Genomic DNA, 4,283 nt, shown 5'->3' with positions numbered 1-4,283 from the left:
TTCTGCCGACTCAAGCAATGGCGAGGCCTGGCAACGCGATACGACAAACTCGCCATCGTCTACCGAGCCGCCGTCGTCCTCAACGCCGTCATCGCCTGGCTACACCATTTAGGAGACACGCCCTAGGGAGTCTTCCGCGCGATCCCGAAGGGAGTCGCGCCGATGACTACTCTTTCCATGGAACTGCAACAGTTGGCCGGCGAGTACGTCATTGCCCGCTTTCCCGCCGCAACGGATTCTGCAAGGGTGCTCGAGGAGGCATTCGCGGCCGGGGGGTTCGTCGCCGTCAGCCGTACACCGCAGGAGCTCACCGTTGTGTGCACGTCTGGTTTGGACTTGCCCGGTGCCGAGGTAGACGGTCCTTGGGTCGCTTTGTACGCGAGCGGGCCCATGCCGTTTGGCTTGACCGGAGTCGTGGCATCGCTGGTGTCACCTCTTTCAGCCGTGAACTGTGCGGTTTTCGTTGTCTCGACCTTCGACGGTGATGTTCTGATGGTTCCCGTCGCCGACGCTAGTCGCGCGCGTGGAGCGCTCCTCGAAGCGGGGCATGTTCTCGCATAGCTCCTCCGCCGAAGCGGCTCGTCGCCGTACCGCGTCCCTCAGGCAGCCACCCGCCACATCGCCGCTGGCGCTGAATCGGGGATGCCACCGACCGTCGCGATGGTCACGAACCCGTGACGTCCATACAGCGCCCGGTTGCGCTCATTGGACGATTCGAGGTACGCCGGCGCATGCTCAGAATCGACTTTCTCGAGCCGTGATGCGAGGAGTGCGGAGCCGACGCCCGCTCCTCGCGCCTGCGCACTGACCCCGATCTGCGCGAGGTACCAATGCGGCTCCATCGGGCGATGACGAGCCAGGGTCGTCCGCAGCCGAATGGCTTCCCTCAGCCCGCGCCAGCCCAGTGCGCGCAGGAAGGTCGGCAACTCCCTTAGTTCGCTCAGGAGTGAGGTGCTTGGGCCCGGTGGGACCCATATGGCCGCCCCGACGATAGCGCCGTCGGAGTCGCGTCGGGCGAGGTCGATGCGCCCGTGCTTCAGAGCGCCGGACCGCATCAGTCCACTGAATAGGAGCGTCAGGCGCGCTTCGCGCGCCTCCCCGACCACAAGGGTCGCCATCACGGTGTCGTTGGAAAACGCGGAAGCAAGGACGACCGCGGTGTCGCGGATATCGGCTCGGGATGCCGGAACTATGGTGAACATCGTGGCCCTCTCGAATGCGGTCGACGGGTGTTTGAAGCTAGTGGGCCTGGCTGCCGAGCTCGATGACGAGCACACCGACGGCGATGAGTACGATCCCGACCAACATGCGCCATGTGAGGCGCTCCTTGAAGAAGATCCAGGCGCACACCGCCGTCAGCGCGACGCCCGAGGCTGCCCAGATGCCGTAGGCGATGCCCACGGGCATTCCTTGCGCGAGCGCGATGGTCAGCAATGAGAATGCCGTGATGTAGAACACCGCCACCGGAGCGATCCACCGTTTCTTCTTCAGCCCCTCCGAAGCCCGAAGAGACATGGTCGCCGCGACCTCAGTCACGATCGCGCCAGCGAGCAACAGCCACGTCACGACGACACCTCCGTCTTCGGCGGCTGCGCCTGACCGGTTTCGACGAGCACTACGCCGGCCACGACGATCACGATGCCCAGGCCGATGAGGAACGTGAAGGGTTCGTCGAACAAGATCGCAGCTATCACGGCGGTCAGCGCGACCCCCGCCGCGGCCCAGATGCCGTAGACCACGCCGATCGGCGCTCCCATGCGCAGGAGCACGGAGAGCGCGATAAAGGCGCCGGCGTAACCTGCGACGGCGAGCAACGCCCACCATGGATTGTCGATGGCGCCGCGCAACGCCAGCGTGGCGGTGACTTCGAGGGCTATCGCCCCCCGAGGATGAGCCATTTCTTCATTCGGAGTTCCCGTCGACGAGCGCGGTGAGGGTCGACAGCAACGCGTCACGCTGCCCGGAGCTAATGGCCAGGATTCCGGTTGCCTCGGCAACCCAGAGCCCGTTGGCGGCCAGCCACACGAGCAGCAGTGGCGTCGTGTCGGTCCCGTCCCCGAAGCCGAACCAGGTGTGAAGGTACTCCAGCCAGGGTCGCGACAGCTCCGGCCTGCGCACGGCCTCAGCGAACACCACGAATTCGCCTTGAGTCACGCCACCTTCTCCGGCGAAGAGCACGAAAGCGCGGACGCGCTCCGAAAGCGATGAGTCCTGTATAGGGGTGCCAAGCGTCTCTTGGAGTTCGGCCTGCCATCTCGTGATCACGTGCTCGATGAGGGCGATCATCATGGCATCCCTCGTGGGGAAGTGGTACATCAGGCCAGCTTTTGTCAGCCCCGCTTCCGTGGCTACCGACTGATACGTGATGTCGGCACCGCCCGCGGCATCCACCACGCGGAGTGCCGCGTCGAGAATTTCAGATCGTGAACTTGGTCTCATGCATTAACCATACCGTACGTACGGTTAAGTTTTGACTTTGTAACTGCGTCCGTCCCGCGGCCGCCGGGACCTGCGTGCCGACGTCCCCTGAGTGACGTACTCGCGATCCTCAGAGCGCGAGAGTGGCCCGGCGGAGAGGTGGCCGCCTCGGCACCCTTCCATGACAAAGCAAATACGGGCCTCCTCGCACTGCAGGAACGAACTGCTCCACTCAGGGAGCGCGGCTCACAACTGATATTCAGATACCGCTCTCCCGCGTAACGGCGGATCAGATCCGCCCCGGTGGGAATAGCTAGCCGAGTGCGACGAGGTAGCTGTCGTACCAGGATGCTGTAATCTTGTCTGCGGTGTGGGCTAGCGGAACTCTGACCGGCGTGTAGTCCGTGCCGCCTGTAGTGCCCGTACCGCGACCTCCGGTGTCGTTGAGACCCGCGAAGTAAACGGCCCCGGTGTTCAGCAGGAACAGTGTCGTGTTGTTCGCCATTGCGATGTATGTGACGACCGCGCCGGCGGGCATGGCGACTGCGGTGAGTGTGATCCCCGGGGTTACCGAGCTGCCTGTGCCTTGTGAGCCGCTGGTGTTGGCGCCCAGGGCGTAAACGGTGCCGTCGGTCATCGTGACCAGCATGCGGTACTGGCGGACGTCGACTTTCGCTGCGGTCTTTCCCGCGGGCAGTGCCTTTTCGGTGAGGTAGAAGGCAAAGAACGTCGCACCCGTCGACATGGCCGCCGCCTACGCCGCTGTCGCTGGCGGCGGTCTGTACTGCGCCCCGCGCCCGATCGATCGGGTCACCGACGCGGACGGCGTTGAGATCGACCTCGCGATCCCGGCCTGTTCGCAGGCCCTCACAGCCGAGGTGGCCGCCACCGCGGCTTCCGCGCTGCAGGGCGTCATGCAGAACGGCACCGGCCGTCCCTCCCGCGTAGGTGATGGCACCCCACTGATCGGTAAGACCGGCACCCACCAAAGCACCCAAACCTGGATGGACGGCAGCTCCACTCGCGTCGCGACCGTGGTCTGGGTTGGCAATGTACAGGGCACCGCGGAGCTGAACCGCCTCTCCACCAACGGGATCGAACTCGCGCAGCTGCGACATCACATCTGGCTCGTCATGCAGAGCGCCGCAAACACAAAGTACGGCGGAGAGTCCTTCCCTGCGCCCGCTGCCAACCTCACCCGCCGGGCCCTCGTGGATCTCACCAGCGTGATCGATCTCCCCACCGAGGAGGCGACACGAGTGCTCACTGACGCCGGGTTCCAGGTCTCCGTTTCCGCGGCGATCGATGGCACCCAACCCGCCGGGCGCATTGCCCGCCAGCAGCCGGAACCTGGGTCGGCCCCTCAAGGAAGCACGATCCAACTCGCCCCCAGCAACGGCGAAGGCATCGCAATCCCCGAGATCTCCGGACGAGCTCTGGCCGACGCGCTCACGGCACTCCGATCAGCAGGACTGCAGCAACCGCCACAAGAAGTGTGCGCGGCACAAGCGGGCGCAACGGTCGGGACAGTCGTCCGCACCTCACCCGACGCCGGCGCGATCGTGAACAGATCGGCGAACATTCAGATCTACATCTCCCGAGCGACCTGCGAATAGCTGCGCAGGCGCAACCTCCTACCTTGCGCCGCGGGGTCTGCTGCACGGATAGGTGACACCTGATCTGTGGTGCCGTGAGGCGCTACTGGGAGGATGTCATCATGCCCAAGCCCTATCCCCGAGAGTTCCGCGACGATGTCGTGCGGGTGGCTCGTCAGCGCGAGGACGATGTGTCGATCAAGCAGATCGCGACCGACTTCGGCATCAGCGAGACCTGCCTGCAGAACTGGCTTCGCCAAGCCGATGTCG

The 4,283-nt window shown here is 64.7% G+C and carries 7 protein-coding genes and 1 pseudogene; 3 read left to right on the top strand and 5 right to left on the bottom strand.

The genetic code is table 11. The features are described from left to right. Together ACI3KS_RS19545 and ACI3KS_RS19540 are read left to right on the top strand one after the other, a co-directional pair. A pseudogene (locus ACI3KS_RS19545) lies at positions 1-126 on the top strand (IS5/IS1182 family transposase); the annotation flags it as partial. Between the two features lie 36 nt (positions 127-162). Beyond that, the gene (locus ACI3KS_RS19540; RefSeq protein WP_404920203.1) at positions 163-561 is read left to right on the top strand and encodes an ACT domain-containing protein; all 399 of its coding nucleotides are present in this window, start codon (positions 163-165) and stop codon (positions 559-561) included. 38 nt (positions 562-599) lie between these two features. On the opposite strand, the gene ACI3KS_RS19535 is transcribed toward ACI3KS_RS19540, so the two are convergent. The 5 genes from ACI3KS_RS19535 to ACI3KS_RS19515 form a co-directional block, all read right to left on the bottom strand. Next, on the bottom strand, positions 600-1,202 hold the full coding sequence (locus ACI3KS_RS19535; protein ID WP_404920202.1) for a GNAT family N-acetyltransferase: 603 nt from the start codon (positions 1,200-1,202) through the stop codon (positions 600-602). A gap of 37 nt (positions 1,203-1,239) precedes the next feature. Continuing rightward, entirely contained in the window at positions 1,240-1,566 is a 327-nt protein-coding gene (locus tag ACI3KS_RS19530; protein ID WP_404920201.1) for a DMT family transporter, read from the bottom strand. After that, positions 1,563-1,898 carry a DMT family transporter gene (locus ACI3KS_RS19525; RefSeq protein WP_404920200.1) on the bottom strand — a complete coding sequence of 112 codons (336 nt, stop codon included), beginning with the start codon at positions 1,896-1,898 and terminating at the stop codon, positions 1,563-1,565. Before ACI3KS_RS19525 ends, ACI3KS_RS19530 begins: the two co-directional genes overlap by 4 nt. 4 nt (positions 1,899-1,902) lie before the next feature. Next, positions 1,903-2,439, bottom strand: coding sequence for a TetR/AcrR family transcriptional regulator (locus tag ACI3KS_RS19520; RefSeq protein ID WP_404920199.1), 537 nt, complete (start codon positions 2,437-2,439; stop codon positions 1,903-1,905). 292 nt (positions 2,440-2,731) lie between these two features. Beyond that, positions 2,732-3,163: a hypothetical protein gene (locus ACI3KS_RS19515; protein WP_404920198.1), complete on the bottom strand. Its 432-nt coding sequence runs from the start codon at positions 3,161-3,163 to the stop codon at positions 2,732-2,734. On the opposite strand from ACI3KS_RS19515, the gene ACI3KS_RS19510 reads away from it, so the two are divergent. Next, the gene (locus ACI3KS_RS19510; protein WP_404920197.1) at positions 3,162-4,034 is read left to right on the top strand and encodes a PASTA domain-containing protein; all 873 of its coding nucleotides are present in this window, start codon (positions 3,162-3,164) and stop codon (positions 4,032-4,034) included. The two genes, ACI3KS_RS19515 and ACI3KS_RS19510, sit on opposite strands and share 2 nt — an antisense overlap. The last annotated feature ends 249 nt before the right edge of the window (positions 4,035-4,283 follow it).

The organism is Microbacterium sp. ZW T5_45, from assembly GCF_044987415.1.
Taxonomy (GTDB): domain Bacteria; phylum Actinomycetota; class Actinomycetes; order Actinomycetales; family Microbacteriaceae; genus Microbacterium.
This window is presented reverse-complemented; position numbering and strand designations above follow the sequence as displayed.